General features: G+C 38.8%; 24 protein-coding genes and 4 pseudogenes. 7 read left to right on the top strand and 21 right to left on the bottom strand.

Features of this window, described 5'->3' with window-relative positions:
* Nucleotides 1-19: 19 nt before the first annotated feature.
* The 4 genes from LZ575_RS10765 to LZ575_RS10750 form a co-directional block, all read right to left on the bottom strand.
* Nucleotides 20-430, bottom strand: coding sequence for a BLUF domain-containing protein (locus LZ575_RS10765; RefSeq protein ID WP_235330598.1), 411 nt, complete (start codon nucleotides 428-430; stop codon nucleotides 20-22).
* Nucleotides 431-486: 56 nt separating this feature from the next.
* Nucleotides 487-1,875, bottom strand: coding sequence for an NAD(P)/FAD-dependent oxidoreductase (locus tag LZ575_RS10760; protein WP_235330597.1), 1,389 nt, complete (start codon nucleotides 1,873-1,875; stop codon nucleotides 487-489).
* Nucleotides 1,875-2,747, bottom strand: a complete 873-nt coding sequence (locus LZ575_RS10755; RefSeq protein WP_235330596.1) for an SDR family oxidoreductase — start codon at nucleotides 2,745-2,747, stop codon at nucleotides 1,875-1,877. Before LZ575_RS10755 ends, LZ575_RS10760 begins: the two co-directional genes overlap by 1 nt.
* Before the next feature lie 300 nt (nucleotides 2,748-3,047).
* Nucleotides 3,048-3,911: an RNA polymerase sigma factor RpoD/SigA gene (locus tag LZ575_RS10750; RefSeq protein WP_029035204.1), complete on the bottom strand. Its 864-nt coding sequence runs from the start codon at nucleotides 3,909-3,911 to the stop codon at nucleotides 3,048-3,050.
* A 275-nt stretch (nucleotides 3,912-4,186) separates the two neighbouring features.
* On the opposite strand from LZ575_RS10750, the gene LZ575_RS10745 reads away from it, so the two are divergent.
* Nucleotides 4,187-4,954, top strand: a complete 768-nt coding sequence (locus LZ575_RS10745; protein ID WP_235330595.1) for a LexA family transcriptional regulator — start codon at nucleotides 4,187-4,189, stop codon at nucleotides 4,952-4,954.
* A 261-nt stretch (nucleotides 4,955-5,215) separates the two neighbouring features.
* On the opposite strand, the gene LZ575_RS10740 is transcribed toward LZ575_RS10745, so the two are convergent.
* From LZ575_RS10740 to LZ575_RS10730, 3 genes are all read right to left on the bottom strand, one after another.
* The gene (locus LZ575_RS10740) at nucleotides 5,216-5,434 is read right to left on the bottom strand and encodes a hypothetical protein (protein WP_235330594.1); all 219 of its coding nucleotides are present in this window, start codon (nucleotides 5,432-5,434) and stop codon (nucleotides 5,216-5,218) included.
* A 67-nt stretch (nucleotides 5,435-5,501) separates the two neighbouring features.
* A complete protein-coding gene (locus LZ575_RS10735; RefSeq protein ID WP_235330593.1) occupies nucleotides 5,502-5,744 on the bottom strand; it encodes a hypothetical protein in 243 nt (80 codons plus the stop codon).
* A 256-nt stretch (nucleotides 5,745-6,000) separates the two neighbouring features.
* The gene (locus LZ575_RS10730; protein WP_311196078.1) at nucleotides 6,001-7,035 is read right to left on the bottom strand and encodes a glycosyltransferase N-terminal domain-containing protein; all 1,035 of its coding nucleotides are present in this window, start codon (nucleotides 7,033-7,035) and stop codon (nucleotides 6,001-6,003) included.
* A gap of 170 nt (nucleotides 7,036-7,205) precedes the next feature.
* Between LZ575_RS10730 and LZ575_RS10725 the strand changes: the two genes are divergently transcribed.
* On the top strand, nucleotides 7,206-8,339 hold the full coding sequence (locus tag LZ575_RS10725) for a DegT/DnrJ/EryC1/StrS aminotransferase family protein (protein ID WP_235330592.1): 1,134 nt from the start codon (nucleotides 7,206-7,208) through the stop codon (nucleotides 8,337-8,339).
* Between the two features lie 164 nt (nucleotides 8,340-8,503).
* Here the strand turns inward: LZ575_RS10725 and fabD are convergent.
* The 5 genes and pseudogenes from fabD to LZ575_RS10695 all read right to left on the bottom strand — a co-directional run bounded on the left by fabD (nucleotide 8,504) and on the right by LZ575_RS10695 (nucleotide 11,870).
* Nucleotides 8,504-9,388: pseudogene (gene fabD, locus LZ575_RS10715) on the bottom strand (ACP S-malonyltransferase).
* 92 nt (nucleotides 9,389-9,480) lie between these two features.
* Nucleotides 9,481-9,981, bottom strand: a complete 501-nt coding sequence (locus tag LZ575_RS10710; RefSeq protein ID WP_235330590.1) for a pyridoxamine 5'-phosphate oxidase family protein — start codon at nucleotides 9,979-9,981, stop codon at nucleotides 9,481-9,483.
* Nucleotides 9,982-10,076: 95 nt separating this feature from the next.
* The gene (locus LZ575_RS10705; protein ID WP_235330589.1) at nucleotides 10,077-10,943 is read right to left on the bottom strand and encodes a fructosamine kinase family protein; all 867 of its coding nucleotides are present in this window, start codon (nucleotides 10,941-10,943) and stop codon (nucleotides 10,077-10,079) included.
* Nucleotides 10,930-11,412, bottom strand: coding sequence for a dihydrofolate reductase (locus LZ575_RS10700; protein ID WP_235330588.1), 483 nt, complete (start codon nucleotides 11,410-11,412; stop codon nucleotides 10,930-10,932). Before LZ575_RS10700 ends, LZ575_RS10705 begins: the two co-directional genes overlap by 14 nt.
* Nucleotides 11,413-11,414: 2 nt before the next feature.
* Nucleotides 11,415-11,870 (bottom strand): 2TM domain-containing protein, encoded by a 456-nt coding sequence (locus tag LZ575_RS10695; protein ID WP_235330587.1) that lies wholly within the window; start codon nucleotides 11,868-11,870, stop codon nucleotides 11,415-11,417.
* A 63-nt stretch (nucleotides 11,871-11,933) separates the two neighbouring features.
* On the opposite strand from LZ575_RS10695, the gene LZ575_RS10690 reads away from it, so the two are divergent.
* Nucleotides 11,934-13,007, top strand: coding sequence for an aminotransferase class V-fold PLP-dependent enzyme (locus LZ575_RS10690; RefSeq protein WP_235330586.1), 1,074 nt, complete (start codon nucleotides 11,934-11,936; stop codon nucleotides 13,005-13,007).
* 49 nt (nucleotides 13,008-13,056) lie between these two features.
* Here LZ575_RS10690 and LZ575_RS10685 read toward each other — a convergent pair whose 3' ends face one another.
* From LZ575_RS10685 to LZ575_RS10665, 5 genes and pseudogenes are all read right to left on the bottom strand, one after another.
* Nucleotides 13,057-13,314 (bottom strand): DUF427 domain-containing protein, encoded by a 258-nt coding sequence (locus tag LZ575_RS10685; protein ID WP_235330585.1) that lies wholly within the window; start codon nucleotides 13,312-13,314, stop codon nucleotides 13,057-13,059.
* A 16-nt stretch (nucleotides 13,315-13,330) separates the two neighbouring features.
* Nucleotides 13,331-14,308 carry an L-histidine N(alpha)-methyltransferase gene (locus LZ575_RS10680; RefSeq protein ID WP_235330584.1) on the bottom strand — a complete coding sequence of 326 codons (978 nt, stop codon included), beginning with the start codon at nucleotides 14,306-14,308 and terminating at the stop codon, nucleotides 13,331-13,333.
* 13 nt (nucleotides 14,309-14,321) lie between these two features.
* Entirely contained in the window at nucleotides 14,322-15,485 is a 1,164-nt protein-coding gene (gene egtB, locus LZ575_RS10675) for an ergothioneine biosynthesis protein EgtB (RefSeq protein ID WP_235330715.1), read from the bottom strand.
* A gap of 165 nt (nucleotides 15,486-15,650) precedes the next feature.
* Nucleotides 15,651-16,061, bottom strand: coding sequence for an energy transducer TonB (locus LZ575_RS10670; RefSeq protein WP_235330583.1), 411 nt, complete (start codon nucleotides 16,059-16,061; stop codon nucleotides 15,651-15,653).
* A gap of 16 nt (nucleotides 16,062-16,077) precedes the next feature.
* Nucleotides 16,078-16,931, bottom strand: a pseudogene (locus LZ575_RS10665) (thymidylate synthase).
* A 228-nt stretch (nucleotides 16,932-17,159) separates the two neighbouring features.
* On the opposite strand from LZ575_RS10665, the gene LZ575_RS10660 reads away from it, so the two are divergent.
* The 3 genes from LZ575_RS10660 to LZ575_RS10650 all read left to right on the top strand — a co-directional run bounded on the left by LZ575_RS10660 (nucleotide 17,160) and on the right by LZ575_RS10650 (nucleotide 20,411).
* Nucleotides 17,160-19,004, top strand: a complete 1,845-nt coding sequence (locus tag LZ575_RS10660) for a hypothetical protein (RefSeq protein ID WP_235330582.1) — start codon at nucleotides 17,160-17,162, stop codon at nucleotides 19,002-19,004.
* Between the two features lie 106 nt (nucleotides 19,005-19,110).
* Entirely contained in the window at nucleotides 19,111-19,545 is a 435-nt protein-coding gene (locus LZ575_RS10655; protein WP_235325074.1) for a helix-turn-helix domain-containing protein, read from the top strand.
* A complete protein-coding gene (locus tag LZ575_RS10650) occupies nucleotides 19,509-20,411 on the top strand; it encodes an IS3 family transposase (RefSeq protein WP_311196085.1) in 903 nt (300 codons plus the stop codon). The genes LZ575_RS10655 and LZ575_RS10650 overlap by 37 nt, the downstream gene beginning before the upstream one ends.
* A gap of 392 nt (nucleotides 20,412-20,803) precedes the next feature.
* On the opposite strand, the pseudogene LZ575_RS10645 reads toward LZ575_RS10650, so the two are convergent.
* From LZ575_RS10645 to LZ575_RS10630, 4 genes and pseudogenes are all read right to left on the bottom strand, one after another.
* Nucleotides 20,804-22,506: pseudogene (locus LZ575_RS10645) on the bottom strand (NupC/NupG family nucleoside CNT transporter).
* Between the two features lie 8 nt (nucleotides 22,507-22,514).
* Nucleotides 22,515-23,132, bottom strand: coding sequence for a bifunctional nuclease family protein (locus tag LZ575_RS10640; protein ID WP_235330581.1), 618 nt, complete (start codon nucleotides 23,130-23,132; stop codon nucleotides 22,515-22,517).
* Between the two features lie 84 nt (nucleotides 23,133-23,216).
* Nucleotides 23,217-24,185 (bottom strand): electron transfer flavoprotein subunit alpha/FixB family protein, encoded by a 969-nt coding sequence (locus LZ575_RS10635; protein ID WP_235330580.1) that lies wholly within the window; start codon nucleotides 24,183-24,185, stop codon nucleotides 23,217-23,219.
* A gap of 61 nt (nucleotides 24,186-24,246) precedes the next feature.
* On the bottom strand, nucleotides 24,247-24,993 hold the full coding sequence (locus LZ575_RS10630; protein WP_235330579.1) for an electron transfer flavoprotein subunit beta/FixA family protein: 747 nt from the start codon (nucleotides 24,991-24,993) through the stop codon (nucleotides 24,247-24,249).
* 169 nt (nucleotides 24,994-25,162) lie between these two features.
* Here LZ575_RS10630 and LZ575_RS10625 point away from each other — a divergent pair.
* A pseudogene (locus LZ575_RS10625) lies at nucleotides 25,163-26,141 on the top strand (pyruvate dehydrogenase complex E1 component subunit beta).
* The last annotated feature ends 16 nt before the right edge of the window (nucleotides 26,142-26,157 follow it).

Here is a 26,157-nt window from a genome sequence, read left to right as displayed (position 1 = left end):
GCTGCAAAAATAAGAAAACTTATTTGGAGGTTTCTATAAAAACGTCCAGCATCCTTTTTGCCACTTCCTTGGTTTGGACATCCATCCCATCTAAAGGTTTGTAATACCTTTCCATAGCTTCCCGGCTGTATTTATTTTTTTCAGTAACAAAATCAGCATCATACCCGTCGTATCCAGTTTGGTCTATTTCTTTTCCCAGGATTTGAATAACCGAGTGATGTCTTTTGTCTTTCCTTATGTTCTCAAAAAGCTCCAGAAGCTGTCGTTTTTCTCCCTCCAGTACCTGAAAAAAATTTCCTTCAGAATATAACAATATTCCTTTAAATCCTTCATCATTATTCTTTTCTTTCCACTTTTGGAGAAGTTGTTCTAATTTTTCCTGCTCTAAATTCTCTATGGCAGTACTTACATAGCATATTGTGTATCTCATTAAAAAAGGTATTGAGTTAGTTTTAAAAATGATCAGAAACTACTTTTTTGGCTGCATTAAACCCACACATCCCATGGACACCGCCCCCCGGGAGGAGTAGAGGATGAACAAATATAAACTCGTGGATCGGGTGTGGAGTAGGGGGATATTTTGACAATGGGTCTTGTGAAGAGTTGGGTAATGTCCTGTCTCCCTCCATTAATATCTCCTCCTACTATATTAGGATTCCATTGCTGTAATTCTACCGAATTCATTGTGGACCTTGCCAGGATAGTTTCTTTAAATCCTGGCGCCGCGCGTTCAATTTGATTTTCTATAATGGCAGAATAATCTTTTATACTTCCGTTGGGGACGTGACAATATGCCCAGGCAGTATATTTTCCTTCAGGAGCGCGGCTATCATCAAAATTACTATGTTGAGCAACTAATACATAAGGTGTATCAGTCATATTTTTTTGATGAATGGTTTTTTCTGATTCTTCTATTTCTTCTTTTGAAAACCCGATATGGACTGTTCCCGATCTTCGGCACTTTTCATTGGTAAAAGGAATTGGATCACTTAGCGCCCAGTCCATTTTAAAGACACCTGCACCATAATTGAAATTTTTCATCCTCGTCCTGTAGAGATCTGTAAAATTAAAACCTTCAATTTTGAGAAGCTGCTTTGGGGTAACATCAAAGAGGTAAGCCTTGGCTTTGGGTAATTGTTCCAGATGCGTAATATTCTTATTTAAGAACACTTCTCCTCCCAGGGAACGGTAATACGCCAGTAAGGCATTTGTAAAACTTTGAGCTCCTCCTTTAGGAAAGGGCCAGCCGTAACGATGAGCCATGGTTGTTAATACCAGGCCAAATGAGGCTGATGCTATATTTGTAAGGGGTAAAGTGCTGTGAGCAGCAGATCCATAAAAGAAAACTTTTGATTTTTCATTTTTGAAATAATGATCTGCCAACAACCGGGCAGAAGGAATAGCTTTTAAGCCAAATTTCATAAACTCCAGGGGATGATCGGGAAAGCCGAGCGGTCCAAGTAAATTTTCTTCCAGTTTATTCCAGTTCGTCACAATTGGTGTAAACAAATCCTCATAGGCTTTCCCATCTTCTCCCAATTGTGCAGCAGTTTCCTTAATATCCCTGTAACAAGCAATGGCAGTGCCATCATCAAAGGGGTGAGAATAGGGTATTTCAGGAAAGATCCATTCCAGTCCAAAATCTGTTAAAGGCAAGGTTCTTAAAAAAGGCGAGGCATATCCCATAGGAAGAATGGCCGAGCCTACGTCGTGTTTAAAACCTGGCAGGCTCAATTCCTGAGTTCTTGTAGATCCTCCGGGAGTTGAAGCCTGTTCAAAAATTGCTGTATTTATTCCCTTTTGCTGTAAATATATGGCTGCTGCCAGTCCGTTTGATCCGCTTCCTGTAATAATTGCATCGTATGTTTCCGGCATTATGGCAATCGTTTTAAATCAAGAGTCCTTAAGTATTCTTCGAAAGTGACTGATCCGTTTTTCTCTCCTATCATATCGTTTGTGGTGATATAGGTAAAGTAGTCCAGTTTATCGTGAGTCCCTTCACTAAATATTTTCGGAATATCGGCACCCATCTGGGCAATTGTTTTTGGAACTTTAATTATCTGTCCGCCAATTTTCTCTTTAATCATTTCAGCCATTTCCAATCGGGTATGAACCAGAGGCCCTCCAACTTCAATCATTTGTGGTCCGCTTTCGATATAGGATACTACAACTTCAGCTAAATCCTGATGGTGAATACTATTTGTTTTTGCCTGTCCATCTCCTATGACAGGGATCACTTTTCTTTTTGCCATGATAGCAAGGTCATTTAAACCCGAAAAAAATCCTACAGGTCGAATAATTGTATAATCCAATCCTGATGCTTTTAATTCGTTTTCGAACATTTTATGAGCCTTTGCAATGCTGTAATCCTCTTCCACATCGGCCCCTTTAATAGAAACATATATAAAACGCTTCACCTTGTTCTTTACGGCGTCATCTAAAATACTCTTGTTGGCGATGTAATCACTTTCAAAAAAAGATGAATCGTTAGGAGAAAAGAGGCTTACACTTTTCCCAAGGGAAGAGACTACTGTATGAACATCTTTTGTAATTCCTGTGAGCTCAGGACTTTCTTCGGAAGCATCACCTTTCCAGACATCTTTTGTATAGGGAGCAAGTTTGGAAACTCCTTCATTTGATCGGGTTAATACTCTTACAGGCACCTCCTGCTTTTTCAGTAATTTCACAATCTCCATTCCCAGTGCTCCGGATGCTCCTGCGACTAAAATTCTTTTCTGTTGATCCATATATTTTTCTTTTTCTTTTCACTCAGGGTACTTCGTATGAATTTAAGCAGAAATAGGATCAATCCCGGAGAGTAGGGGACAGATTAACACAAATTTATAGAGCGTGCGTATAAAAAGCTAAAAACCCTAAGATATAGGATAAGGAACAGGTATTTAGAAGCATCTAAAGCAAACAAATTCTAAAAATATGCCATGAAAAAACCCCGGTCATCACTCCGGGGTCATTCATCAATCAAAAAACGAACAGTTATTTCTGCACTAAGTCATCACTCCGGCACTAAACTGTTGTCATCTTAAATATTATCCTAAGTAAGTTTTAAGGATCTTACTTCTGGAGGTATGTTTCAATCTTCTAATTGCTTTTTCTTTTATTTGACGAACTCTCTCCCTGGTTAGATCAAAAGTCTCGCCAATTTCTTCCAAAGTCATAGGATGTTGATCACCAAGGCCAAAATATAACCTAATAACATCTGCTTCTCTTGGAGTTAATGTTTCAAGAGCTCTTTCAATTTCGGTCCTAAGAGATTCGTGTAATAATTCCCTATCAGGATTGGGAGATTCCCCACTCCTTAATACATCATAAAGGTTTGAATCTTCACCTTCTACCAGGGGAGCATCCATAGATACGTGACGCCCGGAATTTTTCATAGATTCCTTAACATCATTTATTGTCATATCCAATTCCTTTGCAATTTCTTCTGCACTTGGCGGGCGCTCGTGAGATTGTTCAAGAAAAGCAAAAGTTTTGTTGATCTTGTTAATAGAACCAATTTTGTTTAGAGGTAAACGTACAATACGGGATTGTTCGGCCAATGCCTGTAAAATAGACTGGCGAATCCACCATACAGCGTAAGAAATAAATTTAAAACCACGAGTTTCGTCAAAACGTTTTGCGGCTTTAATAAGTCCTAAATTTCCTTCATTAATTAAATCGGGAAGGGTTAAACCCTGGTTTTGATATTGTTTTGCAACCGAAACCACAAAACGTAAATTAGCTTTGGTCAATTTTTCCAAAGCACGGTCATCACCCGCTTTTATTCGTTGTGCCAATTCCACCTCTTCATCGGCGGTAATTAAATCAACTTTACCAATTTCTTGCAAATACTTATCCAGCGAGGCAGTTTCACGGTTAGTTACCTGCTTCGTAATTTTAAGTTGTCTCATCTATCTTCTCCTTGGATTTTTTATTATGAATAGCTCTTGTACCTATTGTACGTAAAGAGTAGGTAAAAGGTTACAAAACTTACACTTAATTTTTGGGGATTTTGACATTTTTTCAAATTATAAATAGATTTAGTTAGATAAATATTTATTAATCAGCTGATTACTCTTGAATTTTCCTATTATTTGTTTTCAGTAAAACAAACGAGGCGGCACTTTACAATGGAAAAATTCCATATTTTACGGTGGATATATTCCATAATTAATTATATTTGTTTATGGGAACAGATGTAACACTAGAAGTAAAGCGATTTAAAGAAATTCGTGACGATCACAATTTCACCCAGGCAGAATTTGCTGAAGTCTTAGGCATTAAAAACTCTACGGCAGATATTGAAAGAGGCCGCACTAAACTTTCGGGAAAAGTGGTGGCAGAACTTTTGAGGCAATTTGGAGTGAATCCTCTGTGGCTGTTTGGAGACAGCAGCCAAAAATATTTACCCGTTAATAAAGGGGATGTTAGTCCTAAAGTGGTTACTGTAAACAGTGGGGAGGAAGAGAATATAATTCTCGTAAACCAAAAAGCTGCTGCGGGTTATCCTCACAATGTTCAGGATGTGGAATGGTACCAGCAATTACCTGCATTTGATATTCCACTTCCGGAATATAGAAATGCCACTTACCGCGGTTTCCAGGTTGAGGGAGATAGTATGTTGCCCAATCTTAGTCCGGGAGAATGGGTCCTGGGGAAAGCTGTTCCAAGTGTTTCTGAAGTAAATAATAATAAAATTTATGTTGTGGTTCTTTATGATTCGGTTCTGGTAAAAAAGATTCAGAGGCTTGAAGATCCTTATAAAATGCTGTTGGTTTCTATAAATGAAGAATACCCGCCTGTGGAAATTCTTGTGAGTGATATTCAGGAAATATGGCAGGTAAACAGCAAACTTACATTCAGTGTTGATGCTACTTCAGAAAATGGTTTGCTAAGGCAACTTCAGCAATCTATGGAGGAATTGAAGAGTGAGTTCAAAACCTTAAAACATTAAAAAAGATCCAGACTGGTTAGGAATGGATCTTTTAAGTTTTAGTTGAGTTGGATTGTTAATCCAGTTCGTCACTAAGCTTCTTCAATAGCGTCACCTAAGCATCATCTGCAGCTCTTTCAACTCCAGAGCGATCGTCTCTACATGAAGTAAAGACCATGCTGGTTGTAAAAGTAAGAGCGAGGAATAAAACTAGTTTCTTCATAATTTTAGTATTTAGTGGTTATTTGTAGAATTCTGCCTTCCGGCGGTATTAATATACGATTATAAATCGTCGTTTCCTTCAAGTTCCTGCTCAACTTCATTGGCTCCTTCTTCAATAGAGTTACCAACATCTTCTGCAGCGTCTTCTATTTCCTCTTCAGTATTATCAAAATCATCAGTAACTTCAACTTCTTCTGTTCTGGTTTCATTTTCTCTACAAGAGGTAAAGAAAGCACTAAATGTAAAAGCTGCTACCAGTATTAAAAGGGATTTTTTCATGATCTTTTGTTTTTAGCGGTTAAACTTTTTGACTTAACAAAAATTAAAAATTAAAACTTCTTGAAGATTAAGTGTCATCTCCAATTCTATCTATTTCTTCGTCTATTTCTTCATTAACTTCGTTGTCCACTCTTTCCCCGGTCCTTTCGAGAATTCCTTTTTTCTCTTCGGTTTCTTGAGGTTCAACCTTTTCTTCAACTTTTTCAACTTCTACTTCACGCACCACAGTCTCTTTCTCACTTTCCCTACAGGAAAACAAAGTCATAGAGGAAAAGAAGATTAGTGATGTCATTAAAATGAATCGTTTCATAATCATGATTTTATGATTTCTATAGATCGAAATTACTACAATAATGAATTCCTAAATTAATTTTGGGAGGACTTTAGGATAAATTGTACAAATTTTTAAAAATTAAGTGAAAAATTAAGAAAATTTAACGTGATTTTCTATTAAGTACTGTCGGACAACTTCAGTTGCTCCTGTATTCTTATTTATAAAATGCCCGCTAATTATTCCGGTTTTCCTTCTAAAATCACCGTCTTTAAGTAGTTTTGAGAAGATGGTATCAAATTCCCGGGAATTCTGAACAGTATAAAGGCTTAGCTATCTTCTGTAGCTGTATCGCTTCCGGGAAATTTTCAATATTGCTTCCTGTTACTATCGGGACACCAAAAGTTGCTGGCTCCAAAATGTTGTGAAGACCCGTTTTACCTGCGGCCCCTCCCACATAAGCAATATCGGCATAACTGTAAACCTTTGTTAACAGGCCAATGGTGTCAAGGATCAATATTTCATAGTCACTTAGCTGCGCATCTTCCTTTTCTGTAAAAAGAATGGCCCTTTTAGAGAAACTATTTTTCAGCTTTCTTATCTTCTCAGGCTTTATCTCGTGAGGTGCGACTATAAATTTTACTGTAGAAGGAGCTTCGTTTATGAAATTCTGCATCAGGATATCATCTTCAGGCCAGGTACTTCCCGCTACTATACATTCCTTATTATTCAGGAATTCTTCAATAAAAGCCAGCTTGTTGTTCTGTTTTAACTGCCGTGAGACGCGGTCAAATCTTGTATCCCCACTTACTGTGACATTTTCAATTCCTATTGATTTCAATAGCTCTAAAGATTGTTCGTTCTGAACAAAAAAATACTCGAAAGTTTTAAGGGGTTTCCTCATCCAGTCTCCATAGGATTTAAAGAAAAGCTGATCTTTTCTGAACCCCCCGGAAATTAGAAGAGAAGGAATATTCCGGTTCTGCAGTTCTTTTAGGTAATTGGGCCAAAAGTCATATTTTATAAACAGGGCAAGATCAGGATGTACAAAATTTAAAAACTTTGCAGCATTAGAAGGTGTGTCCAGGGGAAGATACACGACGGCATCGGCAAAAGTCGAGTTCTTTTTATTTTCATATCCTGAGGGTGAAAAAAAGCTAATGACAATCTTATGCGATGGGAATAATTCTTTTACCGTTTCAATTATTGGTAGCCCCTGTTCATATTCCCCCAGGGATGCAACATGGAACCACACTACTTTATCAAGAGGGTCAATTTTTTGTTGAAGTATCGAAAATGTTTCTTTTCGTCCATCAATAAATTTTTTCATCTTATCACTAAATAGACCCGTGACCGGGAGGATATTTTTAATTAAATAGGATGATATATTGTATAATGTTTCCAAACCTTATTTTATACCGCTAAAATACCTCTTTCCATAAAATACGCATGAGATGGGGCCGATATTTTGTATTTTCGTGGTACTACAATAAAAACTTCATGAAAAAATTACAAATGGTTGACCTGCAGGGTCAATATGAGCATATAAAAGATCAAATCAATACCTCTCTGGAAGAGATCATGCAGACTTCTGCCTTTATTAATGGGCCAGAAGTTCAAAAATTCCAAAAGGAACTGGAGGAATATCTCGATGTGAAACACGTAATTCCTTGCGCCAACGGTACAGATGCTCTTCAAATTGCAATGATGGGGCTCGATCTTAAACCGGGTGATGAGGTAATAACTGCCGATTTCACTTTTGCAGCAACTGTAGAAGTAATAGCTCTTTTGCAACTTACTCCTGTTTTAGTAGATGTGGAACCTGATACTTTTAACATAGATCCCGAAGCAATAAGAAAAGCAATCACTCCTAAAACTAAAGCGATCGTACCAGTTCACCTTTTCGGGCAAACTGCAAATATGGATTCAATTATGGAAATTGCCAAAGAGCACGATCTTTATGTTATAGAAGACAATGCGCAGGCAATTGGAGCTAATTTTCATTCCCGCGAAGCGAAAACCTATAAAACAGGTACAATTGGCCACGTTGCTTCCACATCATTCTTTCCATCCAAAAATTTAGGTTGCTTTGGAGATGGCGGTGCTATTTTTACTAATGACGATAAATTGGCTCATACTCTAAGAGGAATTGTAAATCATGGAATGTATGAACGCTATCACCACGATGTGGTTGGAGTTAATTCGCGCCTGGATAGTATGCAGGCAGCAGTATTAAGAGCAAAGTTGCCAAAGCTGGATCTATATAACGAAGCCAGGAAGGAAGCAGCGAGAAAATACGATCAGGCATTCGAGGGACAGGAAAATATTGTAATTCCATATAGAGAAGGAGAATGTGATACTCACGTTTATCATCAATATACCCTAAAGATTACCAATGGAAAGCGGGACGCCCTGGTGAAGCATTTAAATGAAAAAGGAATTCCATGTGGAGTTTATTATCCAATTCCACTTCATAGTCAAAAAGCTTATCAGGATTCCCGATATAACGAAGCTGATTTTCCGGTTACAAATCTACTGGTAAAAGAAGTGATTTCCCTGCCCATGCATACCGAACTGGAGGATGATCAAATAGAGTTCATAACCAGCAGTGTCATTAAATTCATAAATAATTAATTGCTAAGAAGTTCCTACTAAAAACATTGAAAACCCGGGAGGAAGTTGTATTTGTTATGAAAGAGGCTGAAGTGTATAAGAGCAAGTAAAGCTTGGCTGAGATAGTGTAAAACAAAAAATCCTGACCACGTGATCAGGATTTTCTTGCTTTTATAGAGAGTTCTTTATATTTCAGCTGAAGTTACTTCTGCACTTCTGTCAATTTTTTTAACCAGTCCCTGTAAAACTTTTCCGGGTCCAACTTCAGTAAAATGGGTAGCGCCATCAGCTATCATATTTTGAACAGACTGAGTCCATTTTACAGGTGCCGTCAATTGAAAGACAAGGTTTTTTTTGAATTTCCTCAGGATCTGTCACAGCAAAGGTCGTGACGTTCTGGTAAACAGGACAAATAGGTCTTTTAAATTCGGTTGCCTCAATAGCCTCAGCGAGTTTTTTCCGGGCAGGTTCCATTAAAGGAGAATGAAAAGCTCCTCCTACCTAGTAAAACCATTGCCCGCTTGGCGCCATTTTCCTTAAGCAGTTCACAAGCTTTATCTACAGCAGCCACACTACCCGAAATTACCAACTGCCCGGGACAATTATAATTGGCAGCTACCACCACACCATCGACCTTGGCGCAGATAGATTCTACAGTGGAATCTTCCAGTCCCAGAACTGCCGCCATTGTAGAGGGCTCCAGTTCACAAGCTTCCTGCATGGCCAAGGCCCGCTGGTAAACCAGCCTTAAGCCGGATTCAAAAGAAAGCGTATTATTAGCAACCAAAGCAGAAATTTCTCCTAAAGAATGTCCGGCTACCATATCGGGTTTAAAGGAGTTGCCAAGCACTTTGCTCAATATTACCGAATGAAGAAATACGGCTAAGTTGGGTAACTTTGGTTTGTTTGAGATCCTCGGCAGATCCTTCAAACATTATATCTGTTATATGAAAATCTAAAATATCATTCGCCCGCTCAAAGAGTTTTTGGGCTTCGGGGTACTTCTCGTAAAGATCAAGTCCCATTCCTGAAAATTGTGCTCCCTGCCCGGGAAATATGTATGCATTCATAGTTTTATTTTAGTATCACAAAAATAGTAATAAAAAAAAGACCTTATAACGGGAGGGCGCTATAAGGTCCTGGGATTGCAAAAAATCCCATTTTAAAACTTCAATTTTCCTTTTTCACCTACATCTTTATTATCGCCAGTTATAGCAGATATACCCATTTTAAAAAGGCTGATATATTTATTTTCTTTTGTGTCCCAGTAGTAAGCTTCTTTAGGTGTGATTTTTAAAGCTGTGAGATTTGGATCATCAACTCCTGTAAACCAGGCATCATCCTTTTTATTATAAAGTTCCTCTAGAATACTTTTATCTGTTACCACACTGGCTTCTCCGTAGATACTTATAAATTCCATATCAGATGGATCACTATACAGCAACTGCACATTGGAACTTCTAACAATATTCGCATTATGTTCACTGTTAAGACCACTTAGGAACCAAATGTTTCCTGCCTCATCGACCTTTTTAGTGGTCATAGGGATTGCACTTATAGGCTGGGTATCGAGAGCAGTAAGCAACATGGCAAATTTTATGTCATCCACTAGATCTGTCATTTTTTTAAGGGCATCTCTGCTGGCTAAATTTTCGGTACTCATAACTTTTTTGTTTTTTTACAATGTACCAAGCTGCTAAAAAGTTTACCGCTAATAAATTGCTAAAAGATAATTAGTTAGTGTTAATATGTGTAAAATTAGCTGTATCGGTCAATTATGGAAGTTACTCTGGCGAGGTAGCCTGCGCCAAAAATATTAAGATGGACAAGTAGGTAGTATAGCTGCCACAATGGTATTCGCTTTTCCCAATCCTTTTGCAGCGGAAAATGAAAATTATAGCTCTCAAAAGCAGCCGGACTAAAACCTCCAAAGAGCTTCATCATAGCCAGGTCTAATTCCCGGGGTGCATAGGAAACCGCAGGATCTATGAGGCCGGGTTGCCCTTCGGAATCTGCGAGGTAGTTCCCACTCCAAAGATCTCCGTGAATAAGAGAGGGGGGTTCATCGGGAATAACTTCTAAACAATAATTAAAAAGGGCTGTTGTCTTACCCAGCTTAAAACCTTTTGACTTAGCCAGTCGAAATTGAGGTTCTAATCGTTGGCTAATGTAAAATTCTGAAGCCGTACTGCAGTGCCCGTTTTTCTGCGGAAGGCTGCCAATATAATTATCAGTATCAAATCCGAAGAGGTGATTAGTTTTCTTATGAAGATCTGCCAGCTTTTTTCCGAAGACGTTCCAGAAATCTTCAACAGGGGAAGTGCTATTTATGTACTGGAGTAGGAGGTAAGCCTTGTTTTCTATCACTCCTGTGGCCAATACCTTTGGAACGGTAAAGATCTTTGTTTCCCGCAATGCTTCAAGTCCGGTTTTTTCTGCCAGAAACATTCCGGGATATTTAACGGGATCATTCAGTTTTACTGCAAATTTTTCTCCCGCTGCTGTAGTAATTTGAAATACCTCATTAATATCCCCACCTGCTAAAGTGGAAGCTCTAAGAATCTCAAAGTTGTTCCTGCCTGCTATCTCGTCTAAAACCCAGGGATAGCCATCACGCTCTTTCATAAGTTAAATAAGTGAAGGCGTATTGGTGCTTCTCATCTTTCTCATGAAATTCTTCAGCTACCAGTTTCCATTTTTTATCATCTATTTCGGGAAAAAAAGTATCTGCTTCAAAAGTTCCGTGTACCCGGGTAAGTTCAATCCTGTTCGCAACGTCCATAGATTGCTTATAAATTTCCCCACCCCCAATAATAAAAGGCTGCGGATCTTCAGCTGTGAGTTCTACCGCCCTTTCCAGGGAGTGAACTACCACAATGCCTGCTTTATTCCAGTTTTCTTTCCGGGTGACAACAACATGAGTCCGGTTTGGCAGGGGCTGCGGAAAAGAATCGAAGGTTTTTCTTCCCATGATTATATGATGGCCGGAGGTGAGCTTTTTAAAACGTTTAAAATCATCGGGCAAATGCCATACCAGGCCGTTATCTTTTCCAAGGGCATTATTTTCTCCTGCAGCTGCAATGATGGTGAGCATAATTAGTGATTAAGAGGTTTGTCCGGATTCTGGGAATTTTCATCCCGTATTCTTATCCGCTCATCGTATTTTTTTTCAGATGGAAGCGGGTGGTCTCGTTGAACCTGTTGCTCCATTTCCCTTATACGGTCTCTCTGTTTTTGTACCAGCTTTTCCATTTGGCGTTGTTCCCATTCTTTACCCATCAGGCTGCTTGTAACAAAAACATTAATCAGGTGGATTAAAAAGAAAAAGGTCCAGATGAGAATGGCCCATACGAACCAGTTGTACCCCAGGGGCATAAATTCTTCTTTATAACCTATAACAACATTCAGAATTATTAATAGAACTGCACCTACAAGAAATATTACAAAATGTTGAAACAGTCTCTTTTTTTGGAGGGTCCTTTTCCTGGCGTTTTCGTAAAGTTCTCTCTGTTCCAGATCGAGTTTGGAGGTGTTTTTCTTTTTGGAAAACATAATAAGAAGTACTTTAGTGTAGTTTCAAATTTAGAGTTTTTTTACTCCAATGTTAAAATGCTTATGAAGAATTTAAGAAAACCCTTTCCTGTACTGGAACAATATACCTATTTAAATACTGCTGCTTCAGGACTCCTGTCTGAAGAAGTTTTTGATTTCCGACAGGAACACGACCTGGATTTCCTGGTTTCGGGAAGCATATTAAAAGAAAAGCAGGGGAAGATACTTGCGGGAGTGAGGGAAGGGGTAGGCAAATTTTTCAATTGTGCACCCAATAGAGTTGCTCTGGTCCCAAATTTCTCCTATGGTTTCAATACATTGCTTGAAGGGTTGGACAGGTCAAAAAAAGTTCTCCTTTTGGAAAATGATTATCCTTCCATCAATTGGGCAGTGAGCTCGCGAAATTTTCAGGTTTGTACCGCTGTTATTGACGGGCAACTTGAAAGTAATATTAAAAATGCTTTTCAACAATACAAGCCTGATGTTTTTGCTTTTAGTATAGTGCAATACATAAGCGGAATAAAACTTTCTTTTGAATTTCTTTCAGAATTAAAAAGAGAAAATCCCGATGTGCTCTTCATAGCGGACGGTACGCAGTATTTAGGTACCGAAAAATTTGACTTTGATGCCTCAGGCCTCGATGTAGTAACTGCCAGTACTTACAAATGGCTTAATGGAGGATATGGAAATGCCTTCATTCTTTTCAATGAAACTGCAGCCGAAAAAATTGCTCCCAAAAGTTCAGGATTTAACTCCCTGCAGGGAAAATATAAAGCTCACGAAGGAAATTTTATAGGTAAGTTTGAACCCGGGCATCAGGATACGCTTAACTTTGGCAGCCTAAAAATAGCATTGGATCTTCTTCAAAGAGTCGGAATGGATGTTGTGGAAAGTCGGGTCGCAAATCTTGCAGATTTGGCGAAAGAAGAATTTATAAAATTAAAACTGCTGGAGGAGAGGGTAATAAAGCGAGAGAAACATTCTCCTATTTTTAATATTACAGGAGACGACAAACTTTATAACAAGTTAAGAGGAAAAGACATTATTTGCTCTCAAAGAGGTGAGGGGATAAGGGTAAGTTTTCACTACTTCAATAACGAGGAGGAGTTGGAATGCCTTCTTAAAGCATTAAAGTGAAATTTTATTCTGATTTTAAATTCTCTTAATTAGTAATTTCCACACCTTTTCAAAAGGCGATATAATTTTCAATGGGTTTTGCCGCTTTACTGGCTTCGGGGTAATACCAGGCGGCATCTTCGTTCAACTTACCATCTACTTCTATTGTGTAATAAGATGCTTTTCCCTTCCAGGGGCACCTGGTGTGTGTAGAACTATCTTTGAAAAATTCTTCTTTGATTGATTCCGGTGGGAAATAGTGATTATTTTCAACAATTTTTGTGTTTTCACTTTCAGCCAGTATTTTTCCATTCCATAATGCCTTCATAATTTCTGTTTTAAGTTTAAAGATCTCCCTCTATTCTGAAGATATAATTCTTGTAATAATTTTTATCGTCAGAAAAAGCTTCTGTGACTTTTAAGCCTGCTTCTTTTGCGAGCCAATTCACCACGTGGTCATCGTATTTTTGAGAAATTTCGGTATGAATGGTTTCCCATTGCTCAAAATGAACCTCCAGTTCAAGGTCTCCCACGGTCACCTGTTGTTCTTTGGTACTAACCAGAAAACTTCTTGCAGTTCCTGTTTCGGGATCATAGGTTTCCCAATGCAGGAAATTATCTGGATTAAAATTTCCGCGGAGTTCCCTGTTGATCCGCATTAAGCCATTTTTGTTAAAAGCTGCAGTTACTCCCTGTGGGTCATTGTATGCATTCAATATAGTTTGGGGATTTTTCTTTTGATCAAATCCCATAAACAGCATATCATTAGGACTCATTGCTGAGCGTATTTTTTTTAAAAACTGGATGGCATCTTTGTGCAGTAAATTTCCAATATTGGAGCCCAGCACCATAATCACTTTTTTTCGGGAATTATATTCCGCCAGTCTTTCAAGAGTCTCTAAGTAAGTTCCCTGCTGAATTTTTATATCAACTTCAGGGATTTCCTTATGGACCGAAGCTTCTAATTCCTGAAGGGCATTTTCACTTATATCTATTGGAAGATATTTGAATTGGGCTTTTTTATCGCTAAGGTATTTCAGCAGAATTTTAGTTTTTTTTCCGTCTCCGGCTCCCAACTCGATAAGGTCAAAACCATCGGGGGAGACAAATGTTTCAGAAATCTGCGCTTTGTGTTGTTCCAGAATATTAAATTCGCATTCAGTTAAATAATATTCCGGAAGATCCATGATCTTTTGAAAGAGCTTATCTCCATCTTTATCATAGATATATTTAGATAAAAGATATTTTGGATAACTGGTTAACCCGAGATATACGTCCTTTTTATAAGCCTCTTCAAAGGAGGTTGTTGATTTGTTTTTCATAATTCTTTCGGGATTACCTGGCAAGCCTAATTCCAGTAAACTGCCATCTTAAGGGCGGCTGAAAAAAATTACGGTAGGTGTGGCGGGTATGGTTTGGAGATGTTGCTACAGAACCCCCTCTTAAAACTTTTTGATTCACCATAAATTTTCCGTTATATTCTCCCAACGCTCCTTCGGCAGTTTTAAAGCCTGGGTAGGGAGAATAAGCACTCTCTGTCCATTCCCAGCGCTTTCCCCATTTAAAATTTTTGCTCGCAATTTCCCACTCAAATTCTGTAGGCAATCTCATTTTCTTCCACTGGGTAAAGGCAAAAGCTTCATAATAGGAAACATGACATAGCGGGGCATCGGGATTTAAAATTTTTAGCCCCTGCAAAGTGTAGTGATGCCACTGTTTATTTATTTTATGCCAGTAGAGGGGAGTTTGAATATTATTTATATTTTTCCAATCCCAACCTTCGGCGTGCCAGAGCAGCACATTATCATAGCCACCTGCATTTATAAATTCCAAATATTCCCCGTTAGTAACAAGTTTATGCGAAATTTGATACTCCCCCAGGTAAACTTTATGAGCACCCAATTCATTATCGTAGCTAAAGTCATTTGAGGAATGACCGATTTGATAAACTCCTTCCTCTATTTTTATCCATTCCTGTGGTGCCTCTTCAATTTCATTTTCCCTGAAGGTGAGGTTATATTCTGGTAAGAGAGGGTTATTCCCCAGGATAAATTTAATATCGGTAAGTAAAAGTTCCTGATGTTGTTTCTCGTGATGGCAACCAATTTCCAATACTTCCATCATTTCCCGGTCAAAATAAGTATCGTGAAAAAAGGCCAGGATTTCTTTTGTTACATATTCCCGGTATTCATAAACCCAGGCTACTGTAGGCCGGGAAAGATTTCCGCGATCTGTGCGAACGACCTTGTCTCCTACACTTTCGTAGTAACTGTTAAACACATAAGCGGAATGCTCATCAAACAACTTGTAATTCTTCCGGTATTTTTTCAGAATAAATTCTTCAAAGAACCATGTAGTATGTCCAAGGTGCCACTTGGGAGGGGAAACATCTACTATGGGTTGTACAACATAATCTTCCGTTTCCAAATAGGAACAAATTTTTTCGGTATCTGCCCTTGTTTGGGTGAAAAGGGATTTAAGGTCTTCCTGTGAGATCATAAAAGGAAAGCAATTGGCTATTTCCAAAGTTACGCTTTTTTAAGAATCACTTTAATCCACAGGAGTTAAGGAGGCGTTAAAAGAAGAAACTGTGAGTTTAATACACCTCTAACAAAAAAAGCCCTCCCTTTAAAGGAAGAGCCTTTTAATGTCTCTAATACTTTACTAAAAATTAAAGGACATAGTATAATTTATAGTAACGGGAGTATCACCACGCAATCCGGGCTTTAGCTTTGGAAAGGATTTTACAACTCTTTCCACTTCCTTATTAACAATAGCCTCCGGTCCTTCAGTTTCAACATTTATAATCTTTCCTTCTTCATCTACAGTAAATGAAACTGTAGACTTTCCTCTTACCCAGTTACCATCGGCATCCTGGGAATAAGTAAAATTTTCTTTAATAAAGGCATTCATTTTTGAGTTGAAACAGTCTTTGGTTTCTTTACTGTCCTCACAACCCGGCCAAATAGGAGCAACTTCTTTTTGAGTTACTTTGTTAGCCTCCACCTTTGCATCCTGTGCAAAGGAAATTCCTGTAAAAATAAAAAATACGATAAGTGCTTTTAAAGCTTTCATAAGAATAAAATGTTTTTTAGACAGCTACCTGTGCTTTTATGTGCGGGTGAGGTTCATAACCTTCCAGGACAAAGTCTTCAAACTTAAAGCTGAAGATGTCTCTGACTTCCGGATTAATTTTCATTTTTGGCAAAGGCCGAAGGTCCCGGCTAAGCTGTAGCTGCACCTGTTCATAATGATTACTATAAATATGTGCGTCTCCAAATGTATGAATAAAATCTCCATAATCATAATCGCATACCTGTGCTACCATCATGGTTAATAGTGCATAGGACGCAATATTAAAGGGAACTCCTAAAAAATATCGGCGCTGCGCTGGTATAGCTGAAGAGAGAGTTTAGGTCTTGCACCTTTTCCTGCACCTTTTTCCGGCGGACTTACATAAAACTGAAAAAAGGCGTGACAGGGGGGAAGTGCGGCTTTATCATTTGCGACATTTTCAGCAAAAGATTTTGAAGTGTCTGGTAAAGCTGAAGGATTCCATGTTGAAACCATCATCCTGCGGCTGTTAGGATTCTTCTTCAAAGTTTCCACGACTTCTTTTATTTGATCAATATCTTCATTGTTCCAGTTACGCCACTGCCTGCCGTAAACCGGACCCAGATCTCCATTTTCATCTGCCCATTCATTCCAGATCCTCACTCCATTGTCCTGAAGGTATTTAATGTTAGTGTCTCCATTAAGAAACCAGAGTAATTCGTAAACTATAGATTTTAGATGCAACTTTTTAGTGGTGACCATTGGAAAACCTTCCTGGAGATCAAATCTCATTTGGTAGCCAAAAACACTCTTTGTTCCTGTACCTGTACGGTCGCCTTTTTCATTTCCATTTTCCATCACGTGGCGTAATAGATCGTGATACTGTTTCATAATTCAACTTTTAACGGTCTAATTTTTTTAAAAATAAGGAAACTATGTAGGGCCTGCCAGTTATAGTGAATTCTTTATTCATTACTTATCAACCTTTGTTAAATCCTTTAATATCACTATTCCCCGGGGGATAAAGTATTGTTAATTAACTTTTTAATAGTAGCAATTGCTTCTATAATCTTGTAAACTAGTATTAGACTAATACTAATCACAAAAATCAAAAGGAAAATGAAAAAGAAAATGTGTACGAGTTTATTTTTAGGTTTAGGTGCAATTGCTGCACATGCACAGGTACCTGAAACAACTGAAACCTATTATTTCGTAGATTCAATTGTCACTCCCAATTTCTTTATAGCTGTCCTGGCAGGTGTATTACTTGCGATGGGTTTTCAATTTATTCTCACGGCACTCTCTGTAGCAGCGGGAATAACTGCTATTGGAGATATTAAGAAGCAGTATGTAAAAGGGAAGTATCATCCTAATGGAAAAGACAACATGCACGATACGAAGCATGATGTTACGAAGGATGATGATGACGATGATGGGATGGATACGGGAACAATGATAACCAGTGGGTTTGGTGCCTGGAGTGTAATTACTACCGTTTTATCCTTATTTGGAGCCACAGCTCTGGCAATTAATCTTGCACTTATTGCAAATCCTGTAATAGCTATTACATTAGGATTGGTAATTTGGGCAACTTTTTTTATCCTGCTTTTCTATTTAGAGAGTAAAGTGGTGAACTCCCTGGTAGGAGGCCTTATAAATACTGCCACTTCTGGTCTTAGAGCATCAGGGGAAGCTGTAAAGAGCATGTTCAGCACATCGCACGAAACACAAATGAAGCATGTGGCTGAAGATACAGTAGATAAAATTAGAAAAGATTTTAGTTCAGCTTTTGATCCGCACGTAATCAACGATAGTATAGATGAGTTTTTTACCAGACTTAATAAAACGGTAGACAAAAAAGTTCCGGATTATGAGAGGGTAAAAGAAGATATTAAGAAAATCGTCGAAGAGTCTGACCAAAGAACGGCAAAGATTTCTAAAGAGTCTGACCAAAGACAGGAACAAATCCAGAAGAAGCATGGTGGCGGTGGCCAGGGTAAATGGATGGCAATAAACAGCGTCCTTACCAGTGCAATAAATAATAGTTCAAACGAGGATTCCCAGGGTAAAGGGAAAGTAGAGCAATTAAAGCAACTCCAAAAAGAACTTAAAGCTGCTTATGATGAAGGTAATACTCAGGAAGAAAGTGTAGAAAAAGTTGTTGCAAAATTAACCTCGCAGGAGGAAGAGCAAGTGCATCGATATGTTGAAAAAATAAAAGGCGTATTAGCCAGTGCATCTTCGAGCGACATGGATCAGGGTGCAGTACAGGAAAAAGTGATGCAGGTTGTGAAAAATCCATCAGTAGAAGGTCCTAAACTTGCAGGGAAACTCAAGGAGATAGACAGAGAAACTATAATAAGAGTTCTTTCTCAAAATACGAGCCTGGACAGGAAACAACTGGAAAATTATGCTGATAAAGTAGAGGAGATCATCCGGAAAATAACAGGTACCCTTAGTGGTAGTTCAGGAACTGGTTCGGTAAGTAGTAGTACTCCCGATTTTGGGGATATGAAACTTAAACTTGAAAAAGAGATCTTTAAGTTTATGAATCACACCGGGAAACCTGATATTAATTTCTCTATGCTTACCAGTTTCCTTCAGAGTAAATTAGGAATGAGCAGTAGTGGTGGAAGCGGCGACAGCCTTTCCAGTATAAAGAGAAAGCTTACAAACCTCGACAAAGAAACAGTTGTGGGCATAGTAACCAGTAACACCAGTATTGATCAAAAAGATATTGATAAGGTGGTACAATCCTTTGAAGATGCAAAAACGAATGTTCTTCAAAAGGTGACAGATCTTGAAATGGAAGCTAATAGAAAAGTAGAAAATCTAAAAAGAAGAGCTATTATTCAGGCAGAGAATACCAGAAAGAATGCAGCCGCAGCTGCGTGGTGGTTAGTAGCCAGTGCGTTACTTTCAGCAGGTGCTGCAATTGGAGGTAGTTTACTTGCTCTTGGATAGGAGAGACTTAAAATTAGATACTGAAAAACCCTTCTTTAATGGAAGGGTTTTTTATGTTTAACCCGTGTCCTGTCCTGAAATAGCGATACACTAAAAATCTAGTGTAATGAAAACATCAGCGAGCAAAGGGTATATCAAGCGTACCCAAAAAGATTACTCTGTTTCTTTTAAGTTACAAGTTGTCCAGGAAATTGAATTTGGTCAACTAGGCAGGACAGAAGCTTGTCATAAATATGGGATTCAAGCTAAATCAACAATTAGGGAATGGCTCAGAAAATATGGTAACTTTGATTGGGAGAATCAATCTGGAACTATTGTGGCAAAAACACCTGAACAAAGAATCCTTGAGCTAGAGGCCAAAGTCAAACTGCTGGAGAAACAGAAGGCAAGGGCGGAGCATCTTGCCGAGCGAGCAGATAAGAAAGTCATTATCTTCGATATGCTGGTAGATATGGCCGAGAAAGAATATGACATCCAGATCAGAAAAAATTACACGCCCGGGTTATCGACCACTTCAAAGAAGAACACAAAGAAACAATAGTTTCTTCCTGTGATTTACTCGGGGTAAGTAGACAGGTATATTACAGATCCATTAGATCTACCATTGAAAAACAGGAAGTGGCACAAAAGGTAATTGCCTTGGTGCGGCCCGTAAGAATACTGATGCCCAGGCTAGGTAGCAAGAAGCTGTACCATATCCTTAAAGAAGAACTTGTTCCTTTGAAAGTAGGACGTGACAAACTTTTTAGAATTCTTAGGGCAAACCATATGCTGATAAAATCCAGGAGAAGCTATCACATCACCACAGACTCGCACCATAGATTTAGAAAGCACAAAAACCTATTGTGTGCCACAGAAATAAATAGGCCAGAACAGGTTTTGGTAAGTGATATTACTTATGTGGGCAATAGGAGGAATCCTGCATACCTGGCACTGGTCACAGATGCTTACTCGAAAGTTGTAATGGGGCACGACGTATCGAATAGTTTGGATGTGTCAGGATCAATAAGAGCTATGGAGATGGCAGTCAAAAACAGATGCTATAGCGACCAACCTTTGATACACCACTCCGACAGGGGCCTCCAATACTGTTCCAACGACTATCAAAAGGTACTGGATAAAAACAATATTAAACCAAGTATGACTGAGAAGTATGATCCCTATGAAAATGCCATTGCCGAGCGGATAAATGGAATATTAAAGCAGGAATTCCATATTGCAAAATACGATACTGACCTCACAACAAGAAAAAAGCTAATAGATGAAGCAATAAAAATTTACAACCATTTAAGGCCACACCTGTCAAACCATATGCTAACTCCACATCAAATGCATCAACAATTAGTCCTAAAAAGAAAACAGTACAAATCAAAAAAGCTGAACAATGAGATCATCGTTCAGCTTTAAATAATTAATTTTAATCCTTAATAATCTGTATCGCTCATTTAGGACTAGACACCGAAAAGAGTTTTACAGGTTTAATGTTCAGGGTTTAATGTTCAAGGTTTAAGGTTCAAGGGTTCACGTTATAACTACTAGCTACCAACTTAGTATTTCGGTCAATCTAACTTCTAACTTTAAACTTCGATCTTTCAACTCTAAACATTTATTTTCTAACTTCTAACTTCTAACTTCTAACTTCTAACTTCTAACTTCTGACTTCTGACTTCTGACTTCTGACTTCTGACTTCTGACTTCTGACTTCTGACTTCTGACTTCTGACTTCTGACTTCTGACTTCTGACTTCTGACTTCTGACTTCTGACTTCTGACTTCGGACTTCGGACTTCCCGCTTCCCATTACCCAATAATCATCCCTGCAATAGTTGCAGAAAGCAACGAGGCAATAGTACCTCCAATAAGAGCTTTAATTCCGAATTCTGATAAGGTTTTTCGTTTGCCTGGTGCAAGGGAACCAATCCCGCCAATTTGTATTCCAATGGAAGCAAAGTTCGCAAATCCACAAAGCATATAAGTGGCCATGATAACTGATTTCTCGTAATTTAGACTCAGGAGGTTTGCAGGGTTTTTTAGCTCTGCCAGTTGTATATAGCCAACAAATTCACTGGCAACCAGCTTAATTCCAAGCAATTGACCCATAAGCATCATATCCTCCCTGGCTACCCCTATGAGCCACATAAGAGGGGCGAAAATGGTTCCAAGAATGGCTTCCAGAGAAATAGAGGAGTACGGGGTATAGGCCGCCATAACTCCATTTAAGGTAGTAATACCACCAATCCAGCCCAGGATGTAGTTGATCATAGCAATAAAAGCAATGAATACAAGTAACATGGCAGCAACGTTGGCGGCCAGCTTTAAACCTTCGGTAGTTCCGTTGGCAATAGAGTCCAGGATATTGGAACCAATTTTTTCCGAAGAAACTTCAACGTTCGTATTTACAGGTTCCTGTTGCGGATAAAGAATTTTGGAAATTACAATTGCACCCGGAGCTGCCATTACAGAAGCGGCAAGAAGGTGTTTTGCGAACGATAAGCGTAATGCAGGGTCGTCGCCTCCAAGAAAACCAATATACGCCGCCAGAACTCCGCTTAAGCAACTGTAGCCATCCCGCCAATCATTACGAGTAAAATTTCAGATCGGGTCATTCTCTCCAGGTAAGCCTTTATGAGAAGTGGAGCCTCTGTTTGTCCTAAAAAGATATTTCCGGCAACACTTAGACTTTCAGCACCCGATATTCCCATTAATTTCGTCAAGACCCAGGCTAATCCTCTCACAATAATTTGAACTACTCCCAGGTAGAAAAGGACCGAGGTTAAAGCTGAAAAGAAGATAATGGTGGGTAAGACCTGGAAAAGAAAAATGAATCCAAAACTGTCGGTATTCATTAATCCGCCCAGCAAAAATTCGCTTCCGGCTAGTGTAAAATCAAGGATCAGTACGAAAATACCTCCTACAAATTCAAAGATGTTTTTTATGAAATTCACCTGTAACACCCCAATTGCCAGCAGTAGTTGAGCGGCAAGTCCCATTGTAATAGTTCGCCAGTTAATGGCTTTCCTGTTACTGCTGAAAAAATAGGCAAGTAATAAAAGACAAAGCATTCCCAAAACACCGCGCCATATACTGGTGAACGAAGGTCCCTGGCTGGCAATCATTTCTTTAGTAGCTTTTTCAGGAATTATTTCATTGACCTCCAGAGGTTTTTCTGAAAAACTGTAAGTGTCATTCCCGTCCTGAAGCTGAAGTGATCCTTCGGAAAGCTCAGAAACCCGATATTTACTTATGCTGTCTGACGGTTCGTTGTGGAAAAAAACAAGAAGGTTATTTTGATAGAGATAATCTCCATTGGTGATTGTGTCTCCTGATTTTGTGATAAAAAATTGCCCTTCAGTAAGAATTAATTGATCTCCGGAAGAAAAATTGGAGGGAAGAGTGTTGTTTTTTGTGGTGGTTTCAAAACTCCAGGTTTTAGTGAGGTTTTGAGACTGAACTGTGAAAATTCCAAATAAAATAAAGAACAGGAGAACCCAGATTTTCTTCATGTGTAAGCTTACTTATTGCGTTTTGAGATCTCATCCCTAAGCCTGGCAGCCTTTTCGTAATCTTCGCTTTTCACAGCCTGGTCAAGAAGGGTTTCAAGTTCATCCAGAGACATTTTTTTGAAATTGACATCACGGTTTTTTCCGGAGTCTGCAAGGATCTCATCAACTCGCGATTCCTCCTGAGCAGGAGTAGGGGTCATAGTTCCCGATTCTCCTTTGAGGAATATCCCGGCTTTATCAAGGATGTTCTTATAAGTAAAAATAGGAGCGTTAAATCGAAGTGCCAGAGCTATTGCATCACTCGTACGGGCATCTATGATCTCTTCTATTTTATCCCTTTCACAAATAAGGCTGGAGTAAAAAACACCATCTACAAGTTTGTGAATGATCACCTGTTTTACAACAATTTCAAAGCGGTCGCTAAAATTTTTAAAAAGATCGTGCGTTAATGGCCGGGGAGGCTTTATTTCTTTCTCTAAAGCTATAGCAATAGATTGTGCCTCAAAAGCACCAATTACTATAGGTAATTTTCTCTCTCCATCCACCTCGCTTAGAATGAGTGCGTAAGCCCCATTTTGGGTTTGACTATAAGAAATTCCTTTTATATTAAGGCGTACTAAACTCATATATCAATAATTAAAAAGGGCTGTCTAAATAAGGACATTATACCAGATTTAGACAGCCCTTTTAAGGCACGCAAGTTAAAAAAATTATGCGTTTTTAGCTTTAAATTCTTTTAGTTTTTCATTTAGTTTAGGCACGATCTCAAAGGCGTCTCCTACTACACCATAATCTGCAGCTTTAAAAAATGGAGCTTCGGGATCATTGTTTATCACGACTTTAGTCTTGGAAGCATTAATACCTGCAAGATGCTGTATTGCACCAGATATTCCAACCGCGATATATAAATTTGCGGCAACAGGTTTTCCTGTTTGTCCCACGTGTTCCCCGTGAGGCCTCCATCCCATGTCACTTACAGGTTTGGAACAGGCTGTAGCTGCTCCAAGAGTATCGGCTAACTCTTCCAGCATTCCCCAGTTTTCAGGTCCTTTCATACCGCGTCCACCAGATACTACAATTTCTGCATCGGCAATGGTCACTTTATCCCTGGCTTTATCTACACTGGTAACATTAACCGAAAAATCTTCCCCGGCGAGGACAGGATTAAAATCTTCAACGGTTGCAGATGCTGAACTTTCTTTTAGTCCAAAAGCATTTTTAGAAACTCCTATAATTTTTACCTCGGTATTAATTGATGTAAAGCTGAAGGCTTTATTAGTAAAAGCAGTTCTTTTAACTGTAAAAGGGCTGGTGCTTTCAGGTAATGCAACTACGTTAGAAGCATATCCCGCATTCAGGTGTACCGCAAGCAAGGGAGCTACATATTTGCTGTTTGCGCTCTGGCTCAAAATAACCACTTTCGCATCTTCTTTTTCAGCAGCCTGTTTAAGTGCATCAGCATAAGCTTCAGCATTAAAATTCTTTAATTTATCACTGCTTACTTTCAATACTTTATCTACACCATACTGTCCTAATTCTGAAGCATCTTCAGCATTAAAAACAACGGCAGTAACTGTGGTTCCAAGAGATTGTGCAACTTCCTTTGCGTAGGAAGCCACTTCCAGAGATGCTTTTTTAAACTTTCCTTCTTCTGATTCTGTATATACTAAAACTGACATATGTTTATTTTTTGAGAGACCTCACAGGTTTTTAAAACCTGTGAGGTCTTTTTATTATTTATTATATAACCTTAGCCTCGTTGTGAAGTAGATTCACCAGCTCATCAAGATTATCGGGATCAATAAGTTTTACAATTCCTTTAGGAGCTGGTTTTTCAAATTTCTCCACTTGTGTAGGTGCTGTAACATCTGTAGGTTCTACTACATTAAGGGGCTTTTTTCTCGCCATCATAATTCCTCTCATATTTGGGATCCTAAGATCACTCTCTTCCACAAGGCCTTTTTGAGCTCCTATTACCAGCGGTAAACTTGCTGTCAGGCTTTCTTTCCCGCCATCAATTTCCCTCACGGCTTTAGCTTCACTTCCTTCTACTTCAATACTAATACAGGTATTGACGAAATTAGCGCCTAATAATCCCGCAAGAATTCCCGGGACCATACCGCCATTATAGTCTATAGATTCTCTCCCGGCAATAATGAGATCGTATCCTCCTTCTTTTGCGACCTTAGCAATTTCTTTTGCCACCTGGAAACCATCTATAGCAGGGGTGTTAACTCTAATTGCATTGTCGGCACCTATGGCTAAGGCTTTTCTAAGTGTAGGTTCAGTTTCAGGCCCTCCAACATTTATAACATCAACGCTGGCTCCCTGTTTTTCCTTAAACCACATTGCGCGGGTAAGGCCGAACTCATCATTGGGATTAATGACAAATTGAACTCCGTTGGTATCGAATTTTTTATCCCCGTCAGTAAAATTAATTTTTGAGGTAGTATCGGGCACATGGCTAATACATACTAATATTTTCATCTATATTTCCTTTTAAAATAAATTTATTGTCATTTTTTACGAAGATAAGTAATTAAAACCATATTTGCTATGCGTGCATAATAAATATTTTATCCCGAAGTAGTAGTTTAAACTTTCCTTAATTACTATTTTTGTTCTTCAAATTTTGAAAAACATATTCAACTATAGAATGAAGACAATTCAGTTTAGAGAAGCGGTCCAGCAAGCCATGAGTGAAGAAATGCGAAGAGATGACACCATCTACTTAATGGGAGAGGAAGTTGCGGAATATAACGGAGCTTATAAAGCTTCCAAAGGTATGTTAGATGAGTTCGGCCCAAAAAGAGTTATAGATACACCAATCGCAGAACTTGGTTTCTCTGGTATTGCTGTGGGAAGTGCTATGAACGGTAACAGGCCGATCGTAGAATTTATGACCTTTAACTTTTCTCTGGTTGGAATTGATCAAATAATAAACAACGCGGCCAAAATGCGGCAGATGAGCGGGGGACAATTTAATATTCCTATAGTTTTCCGTGGTCCGACTGCTTCTGCAGGCCAATTGGCAGCAACTCACTCCCAGGCTTTTGAAAGCTGGTTTGCCAACTGTCCCGGTCTTAAAGTAATTGTTCCGTCAAATCCTTATGATGCAAAAGGTTTGCTTAAGTCGGCTATTCGTGATGACGACCCGGTGATCTTTATGGAAAGCGAGCAAATGTATGGGGATAAAGGAGAGGTGCCGGAAGAAGAGTATACTATCCCTATTGGAGTAGCTGATATTAAACGTGAAGGTACAGATGTAACAATTGTTTCCTTCGGAAAGATCATTAAAGAGGCTTACAAAGCTGCTGAAGAACTGGAAAAAGAAGATATTTCCTGTGAGATCATCGACCTAAGGACTATACGTCCTATGGACCACGAAACAATTCTTAAGTCTGTTAAAAAAACTAACCGACTTGTAATTCTTGAAGAGGCCTGGCCTTTTGGAAATATTGCCACAGAAATCACCTACCAGGTACAGTCCCAGGCATTTGATTATCTGGATGCACCTATAGTGAAAATTAATACTGCAGATACTCCTGCGCCTTATTCACTAAGTGCTTTTAAAGGAATGGCTTCCAAATAGTGAAGACGTTATAAAAGCAGTAAAAAAGGTGTTATATAAATAACGGGAAACCATTTATA

This window comes from Antarcticibacterium sp. 1MA-6-2 (assembly GCF_021535135.1).
Lineage (GTDB): Bacteria > Bacteroidota > Bacteroidia > Flavobacteriales > Flavobacteriaceae > Gillisia.
This window is presented reverse-complemented; position numbering and strand designations above follow the sequence as displayed.

Excerpts from the sequence above, each read along its gene's own strand:
- LZ575_RS10725 (WP_235330592.1), top strand. The coding sequence starts at position 7,206 with ATGAAAAAATTACAAATGGTTGACCTGCAGGGTCAATATGAGCATATA.
- LZ575_RS10740 (WP_235330594.1), bottom strand. The coding sequence starts at position 5,434 with ATGAAAAAATCCCTTTTAATACTGGTAGCAGCTTTTACATTTAGTGCT.
- LZ575_RS10670 (WP_235330583.1), bottom strand. The coding sequence starts at position 16,061 with ATGAAAGCTTTAAAAGCACTTATCGTATTTTTTATTTTTACAGGAATT.
- LZ575_RS10695 (WP_235330587.1), bottom strand. The coding sequence starts at position 11,870 with ATGTTTTCCAAAAAGAAAAACACCTCCAAACTCGATCTGGAACAGAGA.
- LZ575_RS10760 (WP_235330597.1), bottom strand. The coding sequence starts at position 1,875 with ATGCCGGAAACATACGATGCAATTATTACAGGAAGCGGATCAAACGGA.
- LZ575_RS10765 (WP_235330598.1), bottom strand. The coding sequence starts at position 430 with ATGAGATACACAATATGCTATGTAAGTACTGCCATAGAGAATTTAGAG.
- LZ575_RS10640 (WP_235330581.1), bottom strand. The coding sequence starts at position 23,132 with ATGAGTTTAGTACGCCTTAATATAAAAGGAATTTCTTATAGTCAAACC.
- LZ575_RS10745 (WP_235330595.1), top strand. The coding sequence starts at position 4,187 with ATGGGAACAGATGTAACACTAGAAGTAAAGCGATTTAAAGAAATTCGT.
- LZ575_RS10690 (WP_235330586.1), top strand. The coding sequence starts at position 11,934 with ATGAAGAATTTAAGAAAACCCTTTCCTGTACTGGAACAATATACCTAT.
- LZ575_RS10630 (WP_235330579.1), bottom strand. The coding sequence starts at position 24,993 with ATGAAAATATTAGTATGTATTAGCCATGTGCCCGATACTACCTCAAAA.
- LZ575_RS10685 (WP_235330585.1), bottom strand. The coding sequence starts at position 13,314 with ATGAAGGCATTATGGAATGGAAAAATACTGGCTGAAAGTGAAAACACA.
- LZ575_RS10735 (WP_235330593.1), bottom strand. The coding sequence starts at position 5,744 with ATGAAACGATTCATTTTAATGACATCACTAATCTTCTTTTCCTCTATG.
- LZ575_RS10635 (WP_235330580.1), bottom strand. The coding sequence starts at position 24,185 with ATGTCAGTTTTAGTATATACAGAATCAGAAGAAGGAAAGTTTAAAAAA.
- LZ575_RS10730 (WP_311196078.1), bottom strand. The coding sequence starts at position 7,035 with ATGAAAAAATTTATTGATGGACGAAAAGAAACATTTTCGATACTTCAA.
- LZ575_RS10705 (WP_235330589.1), bottom strand. The coding sequence starts at position 10,943 with ATGAAAGAGCGTGATGGCTATCCCTGGGTTTTAGACGAGATAGCAGGC.
- LZ575_RS10680 (WP_235330584.1), bottom strand. The coding sequence starts at position 14,308 with ATGAAAAACAAATCAACAACCTCCTTTGAAGAGGCTTATAAAAAGGAC.
- LZ575_RS10755 (WP_235330596.1), bottom strand. The coding sequence starts at position 2,747 with ATGGATCAACAGAAAAGAATTTTAGTCGCAGGAGCATCCGGAGCACTG.
- egtB (WP_235330715.1), bottom strand. The coding sequence starts at position 15,485 with ATGATCTCACAGGAAGACCTTAAATCCCTTTTCACCCAAACAAGGGCA.
- LZ575_RS10700 (WP_235330588.1), bottom strand. The coding sequence starts at position 11,412 with ATGCTCACCATCATTGCAGCTGCAGGAGAAAATAATGCCCTTGGAAAA.
- LZ575_RS10655 (WP_235325074.1), top strand. The coding sequence starts at position 19,111 with ATGAAAACATCAGCGAGCAAAGGGTATATCAAGCGTACCCAAAAAGAT.
- LZ575_RS10710 (WP_235330590.1), bottom strand. The coding sequence starts at position 9,981 with ATGAGTACCGAAAATTTAGCCAGCAGAGATGCCCTTAAAAAAATGACA.
- LZ575_RS10750 (WP_029035204.1), bottom strand. The coding sequence starts at position 3,911 with ATGAGACAACTTAAAATTACGAAGCAGGTAACTAACCGTGAAACTGCC.
- LZ575_RS10660 (WP_235330582.1), top strand. The coding sequence starts at position 17,160 with ATGAAAAAGAAAATGTGTACGAGTTTATTTTTAGGTTTAGGTGCAATT.